This is a genomic window from Butyricicoccus sp. AF35-5AC, assembly GCF_003477715.1.
GTDB classification, from domain to species: Bacteria; Bacillota; Clostridia; order Oscillospirales; family Butyricicoccaceae; genus Agathobaculum; species Agathobaculum butyriciproducens.
Genome location: NZ_QUDX01000009.1, coordinates 57,534 through 76,833 on the forward strand (window position 1 = coordinate 57,534; position 19,300 = coordinate 76,833).

Here is a 19,300-nt window from a genome sequence, read left to right on the forward strand (position 1 = left end):
TTTCGAGGAAAATATATAATAAAAGTAATAATAATGAACGTGAGTTCTTTAATGCGATCCTAAATATAGTAGTTGGGTTCTTTGATTGTGCCGCCGTAATGGAGCTGACGAAGGATTTCTGCACGGTAGTGAAGAAAATCCTCCGAGCTGCGTGCTCTTGGGCGGGCAAGCCGGATATCCAGCGTACCGGTGATGCGTCCCGGTCGGGGTGTCATAACGACCACCTTATCCGAAAGATACACGGCCTCGTCCACATCATGCGTTACCATGATGGCGGTCATGCCGGTTTCCTTCCAGATGCGCAGGATCTCGTCCTGCATGTTCATGCGGGTGAAGGCATCGAGTGCACCGAGCGGCTCATCGAGCAGGAGCACCTTGGGCTTGCCAACGAGTGCTCTTGCGAGAGACGCGCGCTGGCACATGCCGCCGGAAAGCTGGTGCGGATACGAATGCTCGAAGCCCTTGAGGCCGACCATCTCGATAAATTCGTCTACGCGGTCCTTTTCCTGCTTGTAGATGCCGCGGGCGCGCAGACCGAACGCGATGTTATCGTAAATCGACAGCCACGGGAACAGCGTGTGCTCCTGAAACATGAAGCCGCGGTCTGCACCGGGGGCCTTGATAGGTGTGCCGTCCAGCATCAGGCTGCCGTTGTCCATCGGGATCAGACCGGAGATCAAACGCAGCAGCGTGGACTTGCCGCAGCCGGACGGTCCAATCAGTGAAATGAACGAACCGGCGGGAATATCGAGCGAAACATTGCCGAGAGCGGTAATGCGCTCTCCGGTGGGATTGACAAAATGCTTGGATACACCCGAAATCGAAATACTTCCTACCATTTGATAACTCCTTTCTGCCATGCGAGCACGCGGTCGCGGAATTTGAACAGCAGCGTGATGAGAATGAAGAAGGTGACTGCAATGATGATCAGTCCGGCATATACGTTGGCATACGCCATCATTTCCTTCTGCCAGTTGATGTACCAGCCGATGCCGTACTTGGCACCGAGCATTTCGGCGGTGACCAGCGTGATGAACGACGAGCAGGTGCCGTTGAACAGGCCGAGGAACATATGCGGCATAGCCGCCGGAATGCCGACCTTGGCAATGCGGTAGAAGCTGCCCGCGCCGAGCGTCGAGGAGACCTCAAAGTACGAGTTGGGGATGGAAGCAATGCCGCTGCTGGTGAGCACGGTGGTCGGGAACAACACAGCCAGCGCAATCAGAAAGGCACTGGCGGAAACCGCAGTCGGGAATGCGATGAGCACGAGCGGGATCCACGCGGTGGACGGGATCGGACCGAGCACGCGGACGAGCGGCTGTACCCAGTAGGCGAAGGTCTTGTTGAAGCCGATGCCAATGCCGGTCAGCATGCCGACGACTGCACCGCCGAGCCAGCCGAAGAACAGCAGGCGTGCGGAGTATGCAAGGCAGGTCGCGAGGAACGCACTGTCCTCGACAAGAACGCCGAACACGCGGTCGAGCGAGGGAAAGTACAGTACCGGCAGAATCGCAAACTTGGCGGTCAGCAGGTTGAGAATGTTCAGCACCAGAACCGCTCCTGCATAGAACAGTGCGCTGTACGACAGCTTATCGCGCACCTTGGTGTTGCCGAGCGATATCAGCAGGGCAATCACATACACGGCCAGTCCGATGAGCAGCGCCCATGTAAAATAAGGATGTTCTGCGGCAGGATGCTGCGCGGAATCCGGCAGCAGAATATCGCAGGCGAGCGCCAGCAGAATGGAGAGAACTGGCAGCGATTTAACAAAATGCTTCACAAGGGAGAACTCCTTTCGATAAAAAAGGCAGAAGACGTATGCCTTCCGCCAGGATGGCATATGCGCGTTATTCGCACATTCGCCAGGTCACAAGGGAACGCATACACGAGCAGCGGTGCATACACATACAGCAGCGATTCATACAGTACATTCGGCTCATGACAGGTTCTCCTTTCAATTCATATAAATCCTATCGGGATTCGGTGATTGAAAGTATAGACTTCAATAACCTGATTGTCAATAGGAATACTATGATTTTTGGATAGTGTGCCAAAAACGGTTTGTCTGAAAGAGAGAATTTGTCGGTTTTCATAAAGAACCGATGCAGCAGGATTTCTTATGGGATCGGGTGGCTGAATCCATGCTTTTGTGTTACAATATTTACAGGTGATGAATATGATTTTTAAACCGCGTCCGCTCAGCAGAACCATGCTCGATGACGCTTCGCTCGTCTGCGATAAGCAGCACTGCCGCCGGATCGGTCCGTGCGGTGTTGGCCGCCGGGCATTATATTTGAACAGTTATTTTATTGACCGGCATTATTATGTGCCGTTTTCCGCCATTACGCGGGCATTTAAGTTTATAGAAGAAGGCACCGGCGGTGTCCGAAGTGTGCTTGCAGGCAGAGCCTGTCTGCTTGTGGAGTACGATAATGGTCTGCAGCAGGTGTGCTGTTTCAAGTACGAGGATCAGATCGACGAGCTGCTGCGCGTGCTGCACAAGATGCATCCGGAGATTCCGTGCGTCAGCGAGGAAGAGGAGGCAGAACTCGAGGTCGAGTGCGAGCGCCGGAGGGCGGAAGAACGCCGACGACCGCCGCTCAGCATCCGCGCCGAGCGGGAGATTGAGGAGCTGGAGAATGCGATCGCGTACCTCGAGTGTAAACCTGAGCTGTACAAGCGGCTCAGTCGTGCAGCTAAACGGCGGCGCAACTACCAGAGCAGGAGTGCAGGATATCGGTGGGCGGCTGCAGCGATCATGGTGCTCGGGGCGGCGGCGCTGATTTACAGCGTGGTGTCGCTCGTGTGCCGCGGTTTCTCCGGCGGATACCTGCTGCTGTGCCTGCTGGCGGCAGCTTTCCTGTTTGGCGGATGGCGCCTGCTGCCGACGGCGCGCAACAACAATGCGGCTGTTCTGCGCGGGGATAAGCAGGCGCGGGCACAGATGCAGAACTATATCGACCGGTTTCCGGCATTTCCGCTGCCCGCACGGTACGCGCACCCGATCGTGCTGCGCCGTATGCAGCAGGCCATCGCGGAAGGCCATGCGCTGAACGTCATGGAGGCACTTGAGGTCGTCAAGACCGATCTGCAGACCATGAATGCGGATATGCAGGTCTCGCAGGAGGAATACGCCGAGATTTCTACGATCAAGCCTCTGTTTCTGAATGCGGATTATAAGTAAGAAATCCGGCCTGAGGCTTGCAAAGCTGTTGACAACGGTATGGCTTCTCCCGTATAATAAATTCAGTAAAATGAAGTCGAAAAAGAGGGGATGGACGGATATGCTGTGTAAAAAAAGAACATGCGGCGTTCCGTTGAATCCAATAGGAAAACGATGAAAACTAAGGACCTTCTGCCCGCAAAAATGGCAGTCGGTCCTTTTTTTAGGGAGGAAACTGATATGATCGAAAATTGGAATGACGTCCATATCGTACCGGAATTCAGCGATCAGGGTGTGGACTGCTACCGTCTGGCGGGCGGCAGCTTTGTCAATGAATACTACATCGTCTCGGAGGCCGAGACCCGCAAGCTGATGAACCATCCGGAGGTTGTCGGCTACGAGGTGTATGCGTCACTCGTAACAGCTACCTCGCAGATGATGTACTACCTCAAGGAGCAGAAAAAGATCACTTCGGCGAACATTCTGTCCATTCTGCGCGGCGCACTCAACTATCCGCTCGAGGAAAGCTGCTATAAGGAGCATATCCGCGTGCATGACATCAGCTTTATGTCCAGTGAGCGCGTATTTGGCGAGAATGATGAGATGTCGCTTGATATCAAGTACTGCAAGCTGACCATGGTGCCCAACAGCACGCTGATGATCGGCGATATCATCGCCTCGGGCGAGACGCTTGTGCAGTGCCTGCGTTATGTCACCGACTATTACCGCAAGCAGGGCGCCAAGCTGCGCAACATTCTGCTGTTTACCATCGGCGGTACCCAGGGCATTGAAATCCTTGAAAAGCTGACCAGGGAAATCCGTACCTACTGGCCGGACTTTGAGGGCTTCATCACCGTGTACTACGAGGGCGTTTTCAGCTGCTACGAGGAAGGCGACAAGGGCGTTTCCGGCATCAACCGTGCGCTCATCGACTTTTACTGGAAGGGCGGCATCGTGGCGCCGGAGTTCCGCCGTCAGACGCTTTCCATGCAGAATCCGCTGTTTGAAAAGTGCACGATCTACGATGGCGGCGCACGCCGCTATGAAATCCACGAGCACATTGAAGAGGTGCTGGAATTCTGGAACGGCATTCTCGCGCGTGCCGACAAGATCGACAAGCAGGCGCTGTTGGAGGAAAAGCTGGGTCATGCGCTGCCGATTTCCTATGAGGACTGGCTGAAGGACTGCCATTACGAAAAGCTGGACGCAAAGCTGACGCGCTGGCTGTATCAGCAGGAGCGCGGCTTTGTCGAGAGCCTGAAGGACGTAACGCTGGAGGAGATCGCGCGTCAGCGCATTGACGAGTTCACCACGACGCTCAAAAAGTACATTCTTTAATAAATAAGGCAACACCACACAATTAAAGCTGCGGCGCTTTGCGGAAATTTTGTACCCTGATGTCGTTACGATTTCACGGTAATACAGCAAGTATTACCGCAAAACCGCGCCTAATCAGGATGCAAAATTTGCCCGCAAATCGCGCTTGTTCAATTATGCGGTATTGCCACAAAAAGGGGATAAGAATCTATGAAAAATGACAACACATCGGTCGATATCGACTTTGCGGAAGCGGCCGTGCCGCATTATGCGCGCCGCGGCATCGTAACCATGTTCATGATCATGCTGGGTTTCACCTTCTTCTCGGCCAGTATGTGGGTCGGCAAGGAGCTGGCAGACGGACTGGATTTCGGCGGCTTTATCATCTCCATGATCATCGGCGGCCTGATCCTGAGCCTGTACACCGGTCTGCTCGGTTACGTCGGCGCGGAAACCGGCATGAGCCTTGACCTGTTGGCACGCAAAGCCTTCGGTGTAAAAGGCTCGTACCTGCCGAGCGCGATGATCTCGTTTACGCAGATCGGCTGGTTCGGCGTCGGTATCGCCATGTTTGCCATTCCGGTTGCAAATGAGCTGCTCGGCGGCAGCACAGCGGCTGAATGGGTGCTCGTTATCATTGCGGGTGTGTGCATGACGGCCTCGGCGTATTTCGGCATCAAATCGCTGACGCTCATCAGCTATATTGCGGTTCCGTTGGTTGCAATCCTGGGTACGGTTGCCATGGTGATGGCAGTTAAACAGGGCAACGGCACGCTGATTGATCAGTTTGCCAAGTCCAGCGGTACGCTGACCGTTGTCGGCGGCGCCGGTCTGGTTATCGGCTCGTTTGTCTCCGGCGGCACGGCAACACCGAACTTCTCCCGCTTTGCCCGCAACGGCAAGGTTGGTGCGATCACGACCGTTATCGCGTTCTTTATCGGCAACTCGCTGATGTTCTTCTTCGGCGGTATTTCGTCGGTCTACGTCGGCGGCAATGACATTTTTGAGGTTATGATCAACCTCGGTCTGTTCTATCTGGCGATTCTGGTCCTCGGTCTCAACATCTGGACCACGAACGACAACGCGCTGTACACCGCCGGTCTGGGTCTGGCGAACATCTTCGGCCAGAGAAAGAAGCCGATGGTGCTGATATCCGGTATTGTCGGCACGGTGCTGTCGGTCTGGCTATACTGGAACTTCACCGGCTGGCTGAATATCCTCAACTGTACGCTGCCGCCGGTCGGCATTATTCTGGTGATGAGCTTCTTTATGAACCGAGAGAAGTACAACGACATGGAGATCACCGAAACGGTGAACTGGTTTGCGGTTATCGGCGTTCTGCTGGGCGCTGTGGTGGCAAATCTGGTTCCGTGGGGTATCGCATCCATCAACGGCATGATCGTTGCTGCTGTGTGCTATCTGGTCGGCAGCAAGGCGAAAAAATAAGCAGAATTAAAAAAATCCTCGTTTAACCCAAGGTCAGCCGAACTTGCTGACCTTGCGGTTTAATCGGGGATTTTTTATTTTGCAATTTGCGGAAATTTTCTATCACAGCATTGTCCAGACAGTTCCCTTTCCGGCTCATGCTTTGCCGGATGCCCTTCTCTTGGAGCATCCGTTGATACTGTTTGTGTTGGTACTGCCACCTCTGGTCGGAATGGAGAATGAGGTTTGTTCCGTCCGGAATTTTTGCAAACGCCTTATCCAGCATAGTCGTTACCATGCTCAGTACCGGACGGTCTGAAATCGTGTAGCTGACCAGATCGCTGCTGTGCAAAATGGGGGGAGAAACAGAAAAGGCCTGACAGCGCAGGCCCTTTCCCAAAGAGGTGTGAATTCGGGCGGTTGGGGTATCAGGAACGCCCGAAGGATCAGTTCTGATTTTTCTCGTCGTGCCGCTTGACCACGCGGATGCCGATCGTCAGCAGCACGGCGGAAATGATGGCTGTGGTGAGGACAAAGCCGTCCTGCAAGGTAAACAGGAACCGATCGGCCAGCATCACCGTGCAGATCAGCACGCTGCCGAGCGCTTCGAGCTGAAGGCCGCGCCGACGCGATAACTTAGAAAGCATATGCTCGGCCTCCTTTTACTGAACGCCCATTGCCGCCAGAATGACGCGCATGATGACAAGGCTGATAGCCGCATCAAGCAGACAGACACCGATGAGCAGCGGATGCCACTTCTTGTTGGTGTCGGTTACGAGCACGATACGCGCATAGTGTCCGATGAGCGTACCCATCAGGATACATGCCGGGAGCATCATAGACGCCTGACCGAGCGTCAGAGCGCCTGCCTCATACATGGAAGCGGCGGTCGCGCAGCCGGAGGCCTTGGCGAAGAACGCCGAGATCAGAACCGCGAAAGCCTCGCCCGGCAGACCGAACAGTCCCATGACTGGCGACATGACCGTACCGAGAATGTCCATCAGACCGGTCTCCTTCAGAATGTACACCAGTACATAGCCGAGGATCATCGCAGGGGTGATATTTTCAATGCCGACCTTGAAGCCCTTTGCGCAGCCCTTGAGGAAGGTATCTACGATTGAAGGTTTCTTTGCCTTTGCGGGTGCGGCCGCAGCCGCCGTATTGGTTGCCTGATTGCTCATTTCCGTTACCTCCTTATGCCTTGCCGCGCTTTGCACGCAGAATCAGACGGACGATGTTCGCACCGATCAGCTTGCAGACGAACATGATGACGATGCACGGGCCGAGTGCCACCGGGCAGATCGCCACGAGCGGTGCGCCGCCGGTGATGGTGTTGTTGATGCACGCCGAGCCTGCGTACTGATACGCTACGAAGATCGTGCGCTCGTCGTCCGTAATCTCGCCGTCTTCGTACAGCTCACGGGTCATGACAGCCGCAACGTCCGAACCGGTAAAGCTCGAGATGAATGCGATGCCGCACTTGCCCGGGATGCCGAGCAGCGGACGGAGCAGGGGACGAAACAGGATATCCGACGCCTTGAATGCGCCGAGCTGCTCGAATACACCGAGCAGGCCGCAGAAGAACATGACCGCCGGAATCAGATTGAAGCCTGCCATGAAGCCGTCCTTCGCGCCGGTGCCGCCCTTGCCGATGAGGTTCGCGCCTGTGTCGCCGATCTGTCCGAACGAGCCTGCCAGATTAGTAAAGTCAAGCACCTTGATCGGTCCTTCCGCCGTGCGGAACGCACCGGAGAGCACGAGAATGAGGACGATCAGTGCCAGCCATGCGCCGATACCGATCTTTTCCTTGTTTTCCGCCTGTTTCTCTTTGTTTGCCATGAGTTTATACCTCCTTATCCCTTATCTGCCGTTTATTCGGCAGTTTTGGCAAAATCGTCGTTCAGCGTATACGCTGCGCACGCCGCAAGCACGCTGCGCTGAAACAGCGATTCTACTTCCGCATATTCGTTCGGGGTGTGATTGCCCTCGCCGCGCACGCCCATGCCGCATACCGTCGGCACGCCGCATGCTACCGTGATGCCGGAGTCCGAAAGACCGCCGACCTGGAAGCAGTCGATCTCACCGAAGCCGCAGTCCTGCGCGGTGCGCTGCAAATGACGGAACAGCGCCATCACGCCATCGGTTGTGTCCATGCACTGCATGACGCGGCTCAGATCGAGCTCCGCCGTAGTATCCGGCACTGAATTATGCTCGGTCGCACGGTGCAGAATTTCAAAAATCTCATCGCGCACCTCCGCGTTTGGGAAGCGGATGCCGATGCGCACCTCGCACGAGTCGGGGATGGTGTTCTCACCGATGCCGCCGTCCACCATGCCGCAGTTCATCAGCCTGCCGCGCATGATGTCGTTCTGCGACTCGATCTCGACGATCTTGTGCGCAGCCTCGAGCACCGCCGAGCGGCCCTTCTCCGGCGCAATGCCCGAGTGGGATGCTCTGCCGTGAATCCTAATGCTGACCGGGCCGCCGCCCTTGCGGCCGACCACGAAGCGGTTGTCCATGTAGCCGGTCTCGAAGTTGAACGCTGCAAGCGCGCCTGCCGCCTCCTCTGCGAAGATCTCCTTCGCGTCCGAACGCATATGCAGGTTTTCCTCGTCGCTTGCGAAGATGAACTTGATCGGGCGTTCCTTCCAGTCCACGCTGTCGAGTGCCTTGACCGTGTACAGTGCCATGACCAGACCGGCCTTCATATCCAGCACGCCGGGGCCGTGCGCCATGCCGTTCTCGTCTACGCGGAACGGATTTTCCTTCGCCGCGCCCTCCTTGAACACGGTGTCCATGTGGCCGATGAGCAGAAGCGGCGCTTTAGAGCTGCCGGGGTTCCACTCGCCGATGAGCATGTCACCGGAGTTCTGAATGGCGCGGACACGGGTGTGGATGCCGGCGTTCTCCATCTCGCGGCGCAGGATGCTGCAAACCGCGTTCACGCCGTCGATTTGCGTCGTGCCGCTCTCCATGTTCACCAGCTCGCGCCAAAGGTTCAGCATCGGTTGTCTGTTTTCGTCGATGTACTGGCGGATCTGCGTGTAAATTTGCTCCATTTTCGTATACCTCCTCTATTGAAAGCCCGTTGTACCGGGGCTTAGTTCACAGCATCTTTACCGCCGCGCCTGCAATAAGCACGGACACGATAGTAACGGTGACGAAGCCTGCCGTCAGCATTTTCGGCAGCAGAAAATTCAAGATCGCTTTCTTTTCCTTCTCGTTTCGTCCGAACGCCTCGGAGACCTCCTGCGGAATGAGCATAGTGGTCGGGAAGCCGAACGTGCAGCTGATGCCGTAGGCCGCCGCAAGGCTGACCGGTATGTGCAGCAGCTTCGCGCACAGCAGCGCGGCCACCATGGTTCCGAAAACGCCGCAGGCCGCTGCGGTCAGCAGCGCAGGCAGAACGGATAACACTTGCTCCGGCGTGGTCTGCGCCAGATTGGAAAAGATCAGAATGGTGACGAAAAACGTGATCAGGCTGGAGGCCTGCGTTTTTCCGAGGATGTTTTTATCGAGGAAACCCAGTGCGAAGAACACCGCGCCCATGATAAGGCACATGACGAAGTAGTGAACCGCACCGCCGGTCAGCTTGGACGCATAGTACGCGATGACCGCAACGACTGCCAGCTTGGCGAAATACATCGAAGGACGCTCGCAGCATTTCGGCAGATGCAGCGGACCGTGATGCGCCGCGTCGTTTTCCTCCTGCAAAGTGCTGTACTGCTCCACGAGCACCGCGTCATCGCGGATGAGCTTTGCGGTGCGCCGCAGCAGAAGGGACGCAATCGGTACGCCGATGAACTTCTGCGTCACGTAAAGCACGATGCAGAACGTCGCCGCCGTCGTGAGGTTCATCTCCTTGAGCGTGCTCGTCATGATGAGCGTTGCCGCGCTGCCGCCTGCGAAGATCGGTGCACCGGCGATCGCCATCTCGCTGCCAATGAACGGTCGTCCAATCAGTACGATTGCTGCAACTGCGCCGCACACGCCGCACAGCGCGGTGACGACTACCTTCCACTGCCGACGTAGCTCCGCGAAGTCGATTGTCGTGCCGAGCGACACGATGAGCAGGCCGGCAATGATGTTGCCGAACCCGGTGATCTGCGCATCGTCGATCAGTGTGCGCGGCAGGATACCGCTCCAGAAGCCTGCAAGCAGCAGGATTGCAATGCTGAGCACCGTGGAGAATATTGCTTTGGTCTTCTGCGCAATCAGATCGCTGACTGCGTAGATGCAGAACAGAATCGCAAGTGCGCTGATCGGTGTCATAAGCCTCATTCCTTTCTGTGTCTATACCGTATCATAAATTTGTTATGCCTGTCCAAATCATAAAAGTTATAGTGACGTTATAACCGAAACGGAATAGTATTCCTGTACAGTTTCACGCCCGCTTTTCAGGAAAAACAGACAAAAGAATAGGCGCTGTGACTAAATCACAGCGCCCTTGCTTTGACACTATTCGGTATACCATTCTGCGCTTTTTTGTCCATTTCGCTTTTGTTATAACCCAGTCATAACAAAACGGAATATCCCGTTATAACCCTCGAAACGTCTTATTTCGCATTCTTCGGGTAAAGCTCCTCCAGCATCTTCACAAATGCCTGTGCTTCTGTGCTCAGCATTTCTCGGCTGCGCTGAATCCAGCCTACATTGATCTGTACTTGACAGTTCCGGATCGGGATGGTGCGGATGCCGTACTCCGCAAAGTCCGGCGCGCTCAGTCCCGGACCGAGGCGAACCACATCGGTCGAGCGCAGCAGCGACAGGATGGCCGCGCTGTCGTTGACGTAAACAACACGCTTGAACTGCTCGAGACGCACGCCGTCGATCTCCAGATAAAAGCTCAGATTGGAAAAATAATCATCCGGAAGGCGGACGAACGGATGGGGCAGGAGCTGCTCCATCGTCACCTCAGCCGCATGGTACAGCGGATGGTTCGGACCGAGGTTTGCATACCAAGTGTCCGTGCCCAGCGCGTGGAATTGAATGTTTTTGAACTTCAGCATGTGCCTGAGCTCCTTCACCTGCACGTTGTTGCTCATCACAAAGCCAATCTCCGCTTCGCCATGCTCCACGCTCTCGATCACCTGCTGCAGACGGTTTTCCACCAGCTTGAGCGCCACGCGATTATCGTGGTAATCGTTGTAGAACTTCGCCATCAGACGCCCCATTGTGATGATCGGATAGGAGGCAATAGACAGCACCGGTGCGTGCTCTTTCTCCGACAGGCCCTGAATGAGCTCCATCTGGTTGATGATCGTGCGCGCGTACTGGTAGAGCTTTTTGCCCTCGTCAGTCAGCACGACGCCCTTGTTCGTGCGGTTGAAAATACGCACCTTGAGCTCGTTTTCCAGATTGCTGATGGCCTTGCTCAGATTGGGCTGCGTGACAAACAGCTTCTCCGCGGCCTTGTTGATGCTGCCCTGCTCCGCAATGGCGACAAAGTAGGTAAGCTGCTGAATTTGCATAACTCTTTTCCTCTTTTGCATGTAGTATCTTTAGTATAGCATATTCGGGCGGAAAATGTCAGATGATCTTGAGGAGGGAATACCGCGGAAATGGACGAAAACCATTTGAATATTCTCGGCGTGCGCGATTGCGGCAGCTATGTGTCATAAAAGGTTAGACAGCAGTCTTGATCCCGGCGCCGCGCGCACACACTTCCTGCGAGACTACATCATGGGCCGCATTTGACACCTTTTCTTTCCCCCATACAGCCGGAGAACCATCAGCAATGGTGGTTCTCCGACCTTAGCGTAATTAGGAGGCTATTTGCGTGAACAAACTGGAGCTGGGGCAGAAGATCCGCGCATTGCGAAAGGAACGAAAACAAATACTGAAACACTGGCGGAGGCTGCAGATATCGGACTGATTTATCTGGGTGAGATCGAGCGCGGTGTCAAAATGCCGAGTCTCAAAACCTTTATTAAGCTCGTAAATGCGCTGGATGTATCGGCAGATGAGCTAATTGGCTTGGAAACCAAGCCTGGTCGAGATTATTACGCGCAAAAGCTCTCTGAACAGCTGCAATCACTTACGCAAGAAGAAACTGCTGCGGTGCTTTCAATCTTAGAAACAACGATACAGCAAGTCAAGAACTTAAGAAATGAAACGGTCTGATTGAATAAATCAGACCGTTTTTTTGTGACAAATTTTGGCGTATGTGCTATACTCAAATTATGCAAAAGCTTAATTATAAGCTGCAGTAAATTTGGTAGCAGCATATACATCTCACGAGGGGGAACGTAAAATGAACAGTACGGAGCGGAAGAGAATTTACTGTTTTTCACAGCCTGTGCATAACATTTGCAGTCGGACAGCTTTTTGACAAGCAGACGCATATTTTTGCGAGTTGAAGCATGTTTCACGGTCTCAATCTTCGCCATACAATCGAATATCGCACAAACGGCAGATTTTCGTGCAGTTTTTTCATATATGAGTGAATGGTTTTCTCTGACTCATTCATCACGGTTTTCAGGATTTTCTTGTTGCTGCCCTTAACCTGCTCAGACAGGCCGCGCTTGAACTTCGCTCCCGAGCGGGATACCTCGAACCGAAGCATCGGCGCATCATACTGCTCCAGCAAATCCTCCTCCATCAGCTGAAATGTCTTGTCATAGACCGTCAATGTGGTCGTCTTGCAGCAAATACACCACGAATGCGCGTTCTTTTCCTTGTGATTGGGGAATTCTTTGCCGAATGTGCACAGCTTGTACTGCTTCATGTACGGGCTGCAGCGAATGACACGCAGTGCCTCATCAACCCATTTTTGCGACTCGGGAAAGTAGTCCAGACAGCAGTCGATACGCGAGAGCGTCAGCTGTTCGAACTCGCGGTCCAGACCGATTTTATGCAGCAGTTCTGTCATCTCTCTGTCAAGCGTTTTCAGCTGCTTTTCCGTCGCGGTGAACACTTTCTTGGGTGAATATCTTCCGTGCAGCAGAGTGTGCGGATTGAGCCGGAAACGAATAGAGCAGGCGATATTTTTGCTCGCTTTGTTCTTGCTGCGCTTCTGCTTGTACAAGTAAAGTGCGACACCCTGACCGCAGTACGAGGTGCAGATATACTTCGTCATGCCGCTCTCGGAATGATATGTCGCGTCCGGGTAGAGCTTGCCGAAATGCAGACTTTTCAGATGCTGAAACACCTTGTTAAAGCTCTTCTGGGACAGTCTGTGAAATAATTCAATCGTATGGATACTGTAACGAAAATCCATTTCATACACCGCCTTTCGCAAAACAGCCGATTACTGCGTCGTGCAGATCGTCCGATGATTCACAGATTGCATACAGTTCATTGACGGCGTCCACTGCACGGTAATCCGTGTCAGAGATGATATCAAGGTTCATCTGAAAATCGGCGTCATTCCAGAGCAGCAGTGCCTTTGCGCGTTTGCCGTCGCGCCCGGCCCGGCCTGCCATCTGGTAGAATGACGCGACGCTGAACGGCAGCTGAGAGACAATAATCAGGCGAATATCCGGGACATTCACGCCCATTCCGAACGTAGAAGTTGCAATCATAATATGTGCCTCACCGGAACGAAAGCGCGCTTCCTGCTCGGCTCGGTTAGACAGCCTGCTGTGGCAGAGAGCAATAGCAGAAGCCGAAATATCGCAATCCTCAATAAGAAAGTCACGCATATCTTCTACATCACAGACACGAGTGCAGTAGATAACAACTTTTCCTTTACTGCCGCATTTCTGAATCGTTTTGCTGACTTTCGCATAACGAGCAACATCATTTTTCACAAACGCTTTCTTGAGGGACAGATTAGAACGTTTGAGCTTGCCGATATGTACAACAGGATTTTTCATGCGTAGACTTTTCGCAATATATGAAATATCATCCGGCATAACAGTCGCGCTGAAAGCAGCAACGACAACCGTGTGTACGCTATTCTTCTGAATTGCCTTCCAGAGGTGAGGATCACTCAGCCGTTCCGGCGCGACAAAGATTGCCTGGAGTTTACGATGTGTCAGCCGTTCGATAACGGTGGTATTCTTCCGGTTTCCGCTGTACAGACAGCCCGCTCGGATTTTACTGTCCTCGCAACGCTGCACCAGATCACGCATGAGTGCAACGGTCGGGAGAATACCAATCAGCAGACCATTCGGGTGCAGGGTAATCATCGAGAGAAAGCAGATCGACTTGCCCTCGGAGGTTTGTGCTAAACCGAGTACATCTTTACCATCGGATAAGTCTGTGATTGCCTTCTTCTGAAACGATCTAAGTTTCGAAATGCCAAAGGTATTACATATCATCTTTTCCTGTTTGTTCGTCATAATTTTCACTCCAAAACATAGAATTTTCGTTCAAAATTGAAATTTTGAAATTTCGTCTGAACTGCCTTTATTCCATTGTTGAGAGCGTAATCGAATTATAATTTCACAGGAAAAACATGATATATAATATATAATAATAGCGAAAGACGTTGTATATGTACTATTTCCATCCCATTCTCTTACCCAGCTCCAGCATGCTGATACCGAACTGCTCTGACGCTGTCAATGCCATCTGCAACGACGCTTGCAATTTTTGTTAAAACTATTTGTCTAACTTTTTGGGCACTTCAACGTGCGGTACGGTGTCGAACGAAGTCGAATACATCGCCTTCTGCAACGCGGCAGAAGCGCAGTGCAACCGCGACCGCGATAATGATGTTCGGAAGCGAGGTCATCAGCTTAGACAGGTTTGCCACAAATGCCGGAACCAGTGCTCGCACAGCGCATGGGTCTTTGCGTAAAGATTTTCCACGCTTCTCGTAAGGCCGTCCGTTTCCGATAGACCCACCACCGTGGTGATGCCATTCATGTTAATTCGTGCCATGATAACAGATGCGGTCTGCACCTTGCAAAAGATGTAAATTTCGAGGCACGATCTCTGTGAAGCAGACAGGCTGCACGCTAAACAATCCTATCCGCTTGCAGCAGGCCGGAAAACGCAGCTTGATCAGGTGCATTTTATTGGGGCGGCTGTAAATTGGAAGCGAAACCAGAGAGGGAGAGAATGTTTCGTGAAAACCAATCCAACCATGCAGGCAGAGGCGGTTCTGCCTACACGATCTGTTTCTGAAAACGGAAAAATCAATATTCTGACACGCCTGGCTTACGGCGGCGGTGACGTAGCGTGCAACGTTTGGCAACAATCAGTCTGCCTGGGTCAAGGTAATGAGCATCTGGGCCGCAATCGCTGTCCTGCTGCTCTGGATGTTCCAGAGCACCAATCAGGCTGTTGTCGGCACGATCCTGCCGTACTACTGCAAGTATGTGTTCCATAACGACTCGTGGATGTACAGCACGCTGTATCTTTCCGAAACCATCGTTCTGATCGTCGGCGTGCTGTATCAGCTCGACAAAAAGTATCCCGCTATCATGAAAGAACTCGAAGAGCGCGAAGCGCGCGGTGAGCTGTAACTTTCTGATCTTCATAATCCCTCAACCGTTCCCGGCATGGCTGCAAAGCTGTGCCGGGAATCTGTATCTCCGGCTTTTCTTGCTCTGCCCGCACCGGTCGGCAGGGCGTTTTCCGTCTGTGTGCCGTGTCCGCCTCGCGGATATTCACAAAAAGTTTATCGCTGCGGCATTGCGGCTGTCCGCTCTTCTGTATATAATAAATGCAGAGCAGATTCCTGTGTCTCTCCTCGCGATTACCGAACGATTCAGATAAAGGAGTACCCGTATGTCAACCAACAACCTGTCCTCTCCCGCCTCCGGCCGTTTTTCCCTCAGCGCCGCGGCACTTCACATTCTCGCCATGGTGCTGATGCTGATGGATCATCTCTGGGCGACCCTCCTGCCTGCGCAGGACTGGCTGACGTGTGCCGGACGGCTGGCCTTTCCCATCTTCGCATTCATGGCGGTGGAAGGATATTTTCACACCCACAGCTTCCGGAAATACGCCCTGCGGCTTGCGCTGTTTGCCGTGCTCTCCGAAGTGCCGTTCGACCTGATGTACGGCGGAACCTGGTTTTATCCGGTGCACCAGAACGTGATCTGGACGCTGCTGCTCGGTCTTCTGGGCATTCATCTGATGGAAACCGTGCGCAAAAAGCAGAAAACATGGCTGTATCTGCTCACCGCCCTGCTTGTTGTGCTGATCGGCACAGTGCTGGGCACCCTGAGCATGGTGGACTACTACGGCACCGGCGTGCTGACGATCTTTATCTTCTACTTCTTCCGCGGACGGAAGTGGTGGTGTCTGGCAGGGCAGCTTCTCGCCCTCTACTGGGTCAATGTGCAGCTGCTGGGCGGTCTGCTGTATCCCGTCCATATATTCGGCATGGAATTTGAGATCTGTCAGCAGGGGCTTGCACTTCTGGCGCTCATCCCCATCTGGCTGTACCGCGGACGGCAGGGCTATCACAGCAAGCCGTTCCAGTATGCCTGCTATGCCTTTTATCCCGTACATATGCTGATCCTTGTGCTGATCCTGCAATATCTGACCCGCTGACGGCCATACCGGCATCTGCAAACATCTATAAGGCAACACCGCACAATTAAAGCTGCGGCGCTTTGCGGAAATTTCGTGCCCTGACTTTGGCTTCGGTTCCTTGCGCGAGTTCCGTCCGCGCTGCCGAGATTTCACGGTAATACGTCAAGTATTACCGCAAAACCGCGCCTCGTCAGTGCGCAAAATTTACTCGCAAATCGCTCTTGTCCAATTATGCGGTATTGCCTTAAAACTTTTTATTTATCAAATGCGCGTTCTGCTATATAATGAATACAACATTAAGGCATTTTCTGTTTTATGAAGGAAAGTGTGCAGGACAGGCCGGCTGTTGTATGCGGTGCAGATCGACCGACTGCAAGAGAGAGCGCTTTCCCCACGATAACACTGAAAATTTTCGGTAAGAGAGAAAGGAAAAACCATATGAACTGGAACATTATTACGGATTCAAGCTGTGATCTGCTCCCTTCCACCAGTCCGGACGGAAGGATTCGGCTGACCAGTGTGCCGTTTACCATCCGCATCGGGGAGCGGGATTTTGTCGATGACGAGCATCTGGATACGATGGAAATGCTCTCCGCCATGGAGCAGGAACACTCGGCCGGCCACACCTCCTGCCCCACGCCGGACGCATGGCTGGCACAGTTTGAACAGGTGGACTGCGCGATCGCGATCACCATTTCCTCGCAGCTGTCCGGCAGTATGAACAGCGCTCTTGCGGCAAGAGATATGGCGCTGGAGAAAAATCCGGATAAAAAGATCGTCATTCTGGACTCCTTATCCACCGGACCGGAGGTTCTGCTTTGCGTAAAGGAGATCGAGCGCCTGATCCGTCAGGGCCTTTCCTTTGACGATATTGCGGCGCACGCCAGAAATTTTCTACAGAAAACCAAAATCCTCTTTGCGCTCTCCTCGTTTGACAACCTGATCAAGAACGGACGCATCCACCGTCTGACAGGTATGCTCGCCAAGGCTCTCGGCATCTGGGGCATCGGCAGCGGCAGCGACGAGGGAAAGATCACCTTTGAAAGCAAGGCGCGCGGTGCGAAAAAAGTCGTACAGACGCTGGTCAGCACCATGAAGGAGCACGGATTCATCGGCGGAAATGTCGCGATCAGCCATTGTGATAATCTCGCACTGGCTCAGACGCTGAAAAACAGCATTCTGGATATCTGGGAAAATACAAGCATCGAGATCCTGCCGACCCGCGGGCTCTGCAGCTACTACGCCGAGCGCGGCGGATTGATCATCAGCTACTGATTTCAACAAACAAAGGGCGAAACCGCATGGTTTCGCCCTTTTTCTGTTCGGTTGATTGTTTTCCGCTCACAGCACCTGCATATCCGCCGCACTGCACGCCGCAAGGAACTCCGGAGGCAGCTCAGTGAGCAGATCCTGCAGCAGCGCATCCAGATCCTCTCACGGCCCACCATGGCAAGCCATGCCTTGAGCGACTCGGCCTTCTTGGACGGCACGGATTTGATAATGCGCCAAAACCCAGTTTCTTTCTATTATGCCTTTGCATATTCTCATCATCAGCACATCATTTTCCATCATTATGTACTAACTCCATCCATTTCTTTTCGTTTATTGTATCTGTTCTTGCATTGATTTCCAGTATTCAAATCGGTAGAAAGCAGTACGAACTCAGCAAATGGCAGGCAGAGGCGCAGAACAAGGTGGAGCTGTATTTGCTGACGCAGCCGATTACGCTGAAAAGTGCCGACGGTATACAGCCAGATCAAAGTGTGCCTGCAATTTATATCCGAAATGTGGGCGGCAATGTGATTTATCTGGAACGGTATCTCTTTGACGGCAGAGAGTACCCATTGGGAAAAGAGGTTTTGCCGCCGATGTCTGTATGCGAGGGCTACCGCTATATTTATTTGCCGACAGATGGAACGACCCGTGTTTCGCTGCAAATATATTTCGAGGACTGGCAGAAAAAACAGTGGACGACAAAGGGGGTTGCGGATTGGGAAGACGGTATTTGGAAGATTACATATCAGCCGTGCGTCCGCTGTGCAGAGCAGCTGCTAACGCGAAAGAAACAGATCTGCAAACCATAATTTTCATGAATAGGAACACATTGTGCATACGGTTTTTCTACATGAATTGCACGGTTTCAGTAAATACTACCACTATCGCAGCAGAAATACCGAAAATGGGAGGCGGAATTGCTATGAAAGCAACCGGAATCGTGCGCCGGATCGACGATCTCGGCCGCGTTGTTATTCCGAAGGAGATCAGAAGAACGCTTAGGATTCGAGAGGGCGACCCGTTAGAAATCTATACCGACCGCGACGGCGAAGTGATTTTCAAGAAATACTCCCCGATGGGAGAGATGGGCGCGGTATCCGCCGAACTGGCGGAGGCTTTGGCGCGTACAGCGGGCATGAGCTGTGCTATCTGCGACAGGGATGCGGTGATTGCGGCAGCGGGCGGTGCGAAAAAGGATATTCTGGAGCGGAGTATTTCATCCGAGCTGGAGCAGCTGATGGAACGCCGCGAATGTTACGAACGCGGTGTGGACGAGCAGCCGGAGGTGCTTATCTCCTCTCAGGACGGCTGCGCGGTGGTTGCGGCGGCACCAATCATCACAGACGGCGATGTCAGCGGCTGTGTCGCGTTTGTCAGCGAAAAAGAGGACGAAAAGGCGGATGAGGTGCTGCTCAAGCTGTGTCAGTCGGCGGCGCAGTTTTTGTCCAAACGCATTGCAGTGTGAAAGGAGCGTTCTCTATATGCACAGGCACGATCACAAAGAGCGTGAGCCAAAGGCCTTCCCGCAGTACGACGATGCGGCGCATATTGACTCGGCAGCAGTGGCCGAGCTGCCGCCGTGGGAGCAGACACGCGAGCCGAAAGGCGATCCCAAAGCAACGGCCTACACGGAGAAATACTGTGAGGAGCAGCAGAAATGAAAACGGCGGAGGCTGTCGTGAAACT

The 19,300-nt window shown here is 53.4% G+C and carries 23 protein-coding genes; 10 read left to right on the plus strand and 13 right to left on the minus strand.

What is annotated here, in order from left to right:
* Positions 1-59 precede the first annotated feature (59 nt).
* On the minus strand, positions 60-839 hold the full coding sequence (locus tag DWZ82_RS11420) for an ABC transporter ATP-binding protein (protein WP_118480945.1): 780 nt from the start codon (positions 837-839) through the stop codon (positions 60-62).
* The gene (locus tag DWZ82_RS11425) at positions 833-1,780 is read right to left on the minus strand and encodes an ABC transporter permease (RefSeq protein ID WP_243022944.1); all 948 of its coding nucleotides are present in this window, start codon (positions 1,778-1,780) and stop codon (positions 833-835) included. Before DWZ82_RS11425 ends, DWZ82_RS11420 begins: the two co-directional genes overlap by 7 nt.
* Before the next feature lie 396 nt (positions 1,781-2,176).
* On the opposite strand from DWZ82_RS11425, the gene DWZ82_RS11430 reads away from it, so the two are divergent.
* The 3 genes from DWZ82_RS11430 to codB all read left to right on the plus strand — a co-directional run bounded on the left by DWZ82_RS11430 (position 2,177) and on the right by codB (position 5,926).
* Positions 2,177-3,184 (plus strand): ATPase P, encoded by a 1,008-nt coding sequence (locus DWZ82_RS11430; RefSeq protein WP_118480949.1) that lies wholly within the window; start codon positions 2,177-2,179, stop codon positions 3,182-3,184.
* Between the two features lie 219 nt (positions 3,185-3,403).
* Positions 3,404-4,501: a hypothetical protein gene (locus DWZ82_RS11435; protein ID WP_192924471.1), complete on the plus strand. Its 1,098-nt coding sequence runs from the start codon at positions 3,404-3,406 to the stop codon at positions 4,499-4,501.
* 189 nt (positions 4,502-4,690) lie between these two features.
* Positions 4,691-5,926, plus strand: coding sequence for a cytosine permease (gene codB, locus DWZ82_RS11440; protein ID WP_118480951.1), 1,236 nt, complete (start codon positions 4,691-4,693; stop codon positions 5,924-5,926).
* Between the two features lie 22 nt (positions 5,927-5,948).
* On the opposite strand, the gene DWZ82_RS11445 is transcribed toward codB, so the two are convergent.
* The 7 genes from DWZ82_RS11445 to DWZ82_RS11475 all read right to left on the minus strand — a co-directional run bounded on the left by DWZ82_RS11445 (position 5,949) and on the right by DWZ82_RS11475 (position 11,376).
* The gene (locus tag DWZ82_RS11445) at positions 5,949-6,305 is read right to left on the minus strand and encodes a DDE-type integrase/transposase/recombinase (RefSeq protein WP_158575211.1); all 357 of its coding nucleotides are present in this window, start codon (positions 6,303-6,305) and stop codon (positions 5,949-5,951) included.
* Between the two features lie 46 nt (positions 6,306-6,351).
* Positions 6,352-6,552 carry a hypothetical protein gene (locus DWZ82_RS11450; RefSeq protein ID WP_118361023.1) on the minus strand — a complete coding sequence of 67 codons (201 nt, stop codon included), beginning with the start codon at positions 6,550-6,552 and terminating at the stop codon, positions 6,352-6,354.
* Positions 6,553-6,567: 15 nt separating this feature from the next.
* Positions 6,568-7,086 carry a nucleoside recognition domain-containing protein gene (locus DWZ82_RS11455; RefSeq protein ID WP_118480955.1) on the minus strand — a complete coding sequence of 173 codons (519 nt, stop codon included), beginning with the start codon at positions 7,084-7,086 and terminating at the stop codon, positions 6,568-6,570.
* Positions 7,087-7,099: 13 nt separating this feature from the next.
* Positions 7,100-7,744 carry a nucleoside recognition domain-containing protein gene (locus DWZ82_RS11460; protein WP_118480957.1) on the minus strand — a complete coding sequence of 215 codons (645 nt, stop codon included), beginning with the start codon at positions 7,742-7,744 and terminating at the stop codon, positions 7,100-7,102.
* Between the two features lie 32 nt (positions 7,745-7,776).
* Positions 7,777-8,964, minus strand: coding sequence for a M20/M25/M40 family metallo-hydrolase (locus tag DWZ82_RS11465; protein WP_118480959.1), 1,188 nt, complete (start codon positions 8,962-8,964; stop codon positions 7,777-7,779).
* Positions 8,965-9,010: 46 nt separating this feature from the next.
* A complete protein-coding gene (locus DWZ82_RS11470) occupies positions 9,011-10,177 on the minus strand; it encodes a hypothetical protein (protein ID WP_118480961.1) in 1,167 nt (388 codons plus the stop codon).
* Positions 10,178-10,461: 284 nt separating this feature from the next.
* Positions 10,462-11,376: a LysR family transcriptional regulator gene (locus DWZ82_RS11475; RefSeq protein ID WP_118480963.1), complete on the minus strand. Its 915-nt coding sequence runs from the start codon at positions 11,374-11,376 to the stop codon at positions 10,462-10,464.
* A 304-nt stretch (positions 11,377-11,680) separates the two neighbouring features.
* On the opposite strand from DWZ82_RS11475, the gene DWZ82_RS11480 reads away from it, so the two are divergent.
* On the plus strand, positions 11,681-12,028 hold the full coding sequence (locus tag DWZ82_RS11480) for a helix-turn-helix domain-containing protein (protein WP_243022945.1): 348 nt from the start codon (positions 11,681-11,683) through the stop codon (positions 12,026-12,028).
* A gap of 244 nt (positions 12,029-12,272) precedes the next feature.
* Here the strand turns inward: DWZ82_RS11480 and DWZ82_RS11485 are convergent, their stop codons facing one another.
* The 3 genes from DWZ82_RS11485 to DWZ82_RS15410 form a co-directional block, all read right to left on the minus strand.
* Positions 12,273-13,124: a hypothetical protein gene (locus DWZ82_RS11485; RefSeq protein ID WP_118480965.1), complete on the minus strand. Its 852-nt coding sequence runs from the start codon at positions 13,122-13,124 to the stop codon at positions 12,273-12,275.
* 1 nt (position 13,125) lies between these two features.
* On the minus strand, positions 13,126-14,190 hold the full coding sequence (locus tag DWZ82_RS11490) for a helicase-related protein (protein ID WP_118480967.1): 1,065 nt from the start codon (positions 14,188-14,190) through the stop codon (positions 13,126-13,128).
* 287 nt (positions 14,191-14,477) lie between these two features.
* Entirely contained in the window at positions 14,478-14,630 is a 153-nt protein-coding gene (locus DWZ82_RS15410) for a hypothetical protein (RefSeq protein ID WP_199667486.1), read from the minus strand.
* 445 nt (positions 14,631-15,075) lie between these two features.
* Between DWZ82_RS15410 and DWZ82_RS11495 the strand changes: the two genes are divergently transcribed.
* The 3 genes from DWZ82_RS11495 to DWZ82_RS11505 all read left to right on the plus strand — a co-directional run bounded on the left by DWZ82_RS11495 (position 15,076) and on the right by DWZ82_RS11505 (position 17,614).
* On the plus strand, positions 15,076-15,321 hold the full coding sequence (locus tag DWZ82_RS11495; protein ID WP_118480969.1) for a hypothetical protein: 246 nt from the start codon (positions 15,076-15,078) through the stop codon (positions 15,319-15,321).
* 265 nt (positions 15,322-15,586) lie between these two features.
* Complete coding sequence (locus tag DWZ82_RS11500) at positions 15,587-16,357, plus strand: TraX family protein (protein WP_118361015.1); 771 nt, start codon at positions 15,587-15,589, stop codon at positions 16,355-16,357.
* A 420-nt stretch (positions 16,358-16,777) separates the two neighbouring features.
* Complete coding sequence (locus DWZ82_RS11505) at positions 16,778-17,614, plus strand: DegV family protein (protein ID WP_158575213.1); 837 nt, start codon at positions 16,778-16,780, stop codon at positions 17,612-17,614.
* A gap of 159 nt (positions 17,615-17,773) precedes the next feature.
* Here DWZ82_RS11505 and DWZ82_RS15195 read toward each other — a convergent pair whose 3' ends face one another.
* Positions 17,774-17,911 (minus strand): hypothetical protein, encoded by a 138-nt coding sequence (locus tag DWZ82_RS15195; RefSeq protein WP_158575215.1) that lies wholly within the window; start codon positions 17,909-17,911, stop codon positions 17,774-17,776.
* Between the two features lie 50 nt (positions 17,912-17,961).
* Here DWZ82_RS15195 and DWZ82_RS11515 point away from each other — a divergent pair, with 50 nt between their 5' ends.
* From DWZ82_RS11515 to DWZ82_RS11525, 3 genes are all read left to right on the plus strand, one after another.
* Positions 17,962-18,423: a hypothetical protein gene (locus DWZ82_RS11515; RefSeq protein ID WP_147356932.1), complete on the plus strand. Its 462-nt coding sequence runs from the start codon at positions 17,962-17,964 to the stop codon at positions 18,421-18,423.
* A 113-nt stretch (positions 18,424-18,536) separates the two neighbouring features.
* On the plus strand, positions 18,537-19,079 hold the full coding sequence (locus DWZ82_RS11520) for a stage V sporulation T C-terminal domain-containing protein (protein WP_118480974.1): 543 nt from the start codon (positions 18,537-18,539) through the stop codon (positions 19,077-19,079).
* 16 nt (positions 19,080-19,095) lie between these two features.
* Complete coding sequence (locus DWZ82_RS11525; protein WP_117488339.1) at positions 19,096-19,275, plus strand: hypothetical protein; 180 nt, start codon at positions 19,096-19,098, stop codon at positions 19,273-19,275.
* The last annotated feature ends 25 nt before the right edge of the window (positions 19,276-19,300 follow it).